Genomic DNA, 1,108 nt, shown 5'->3' with positions numbered 1-1,108 from the left:
TGGACGTGTCGCGGTTTGCTGCCGCTCCTTTGATAGCATTTATTGCAGCAAAGGAGACGAACTATGGGACTGAAACGGACGGACGAATTTCGCGCTGACGCTGTGCGGATCGCACTGACGAGCGGGCTGACGCGCAAGCAGGTAGCATCTGATTTGGGCGTTGGTCTTTCGACACTGAACAAGTGGGTGACAGCACATCGTGACACTGAGGTGGTGTCTGACAAAGACCTCGACCTTGCCCGAGAGAACGAACGACTTCGACGTGAAAACCGCATCCTGAAGGAGGAGAGGGACATCCTAAAAAAGGCCACAGCCTTCTTCGCGAGCCAAAAGCCATGAGGTTCCGGTTCATCGAAGAGCATGGCCACGAATTCCCGACCAACCGCCTTTGCCAGGTTCTGGATGTCAGTTCACGTGGACTGCGCGCCTATCGCAGCCGCCCAGCCAGCCAAAGACAGCGAACCGACATGGTGGTCTTGGCGCATATCAAGGAACAATCCCGTCTCAGCCTGGGCAGCTATGGCCGTCCACGGATGACTGAAGAGCTGAAGGAGCTTGGCCTGCCCATCGGCCATCGCCGCGTTGGCCGATTGATGCGCGAGAATGGCATACGCGTCGAACGATCCAAGAAATACAAAGTAACGACCGACAGCAACCACGCCTTCAATATCGCGCCCAACCTGCTGAACCGGGACTTCCGTGCGGATCAGCCGAACCAGAAGTGGGCAGGCGACATCAGTTATGTCTGGACGCGAGAAGGCTGGCTCTATCTGGCTGTTGTTCTCGACTTGCATTCACGTCGCGTGATCGGTTGGGCCGTGTCGAACCGAATGAAGCGTGATCTGGCGATCCGGGCTTTGGAAATGGCTGTGGCGCTGCGGCAGCCGCCAAAGGGATGCATTCACCACACCGACCGTGGCAGCCAATACTGCTCACACGACTACCAGAAGCTCCTGCGTCAGCACGGCTTCCAAGTATCGATGAGTGGCAAGGGAAATTGTTACGACAACTCGGCAGTCGAGACCTTCTTCAAGACCATCAAGGCAGAGCTGATCTGGCGCAGGTCGTGGCACACGCGACGAGACGCGGAACTGGCAATCTTCCAGTA

General features: G+C 56.9%; 1 protein-coding gene. It reads left to right on the top strand.

Annotation, left to right across the window (positions count from 1 at the left end; genetic code table 11):
• Positions 1–63: 63 nt before the first annotated feature.
• Positions 64–1,108 (top strand): IS3 family transposase gene (locus ACR0M3_RS20025; protein ID WP_480912419.1). Its coding sequence is split into 2 segments (ribosomal slippage), with 1,046 coding nucleotides annotated over them: positions 64–307 and positions 307–1,108; the frame shifts between segments, so codons are not numbered across the junction. This gene is flagged as partial in the annotation.

The organism is Ruegeria sp. O5, from assembly GCF_056535105.1.
Note: the sequence above shows the minus strand (reverse complement) of the source record. Positions and strands in the feature narration are given on the sequence as shown.